Here is a 267-nt window from a genome sequence, read left to right as displayed (position 1 = left end):
AAGGCAGGCGCTCTCCCAGCTGAGCTATAACCCCATCGTATACACTAATCTCTGTACCGGTAATGCTTTCTGAGACAAGGCGTGGAATAACGAAGCATACTGAAGTATGCGAGTTGTTCCGCAACGCAGTATCAGAAAGTATTTGGTAGGCCTGAGTGGACTTGAACCACCGACCTCACCCTTATCAGGGGTGCGCTCTAACCACCTGAGCTACAAGCCTGCAGAGATTTTTACTGCTATTTTCATCAGACAATCTGTGTGAGCACT

At 48.3% G+C, this 267-nt stretch carries 1 tRNA gene; it reads right to left on the bottom strand.

Annotated features, from left to right (window positions below):
* Positions 1-143 precede the first annotated feature (143 nt).
* A tRNA-Ile gene (locus tag KW829_RS23090) sits at positions 144-220 on the bottom strand.
* Between the last annotated feature and the right edge of the window lie 47 nt (positions 221-267).

It is taken from the genome of Enterobacter sp. ENT02 (genome assembly GCF_019219165.1).
Classification (GTDB): Bacteria; Pseudomonadota; Gammaproteobacteria; order Enterobacterales; family Enterobacteriaceae; genus Enterobacter; species Enterobacter mori.
The sequence above is the reverse complement of the archived record's forward strand: the minus strand, read 5'-3'. Positions and strand labels throughout refer to the sequence as shown.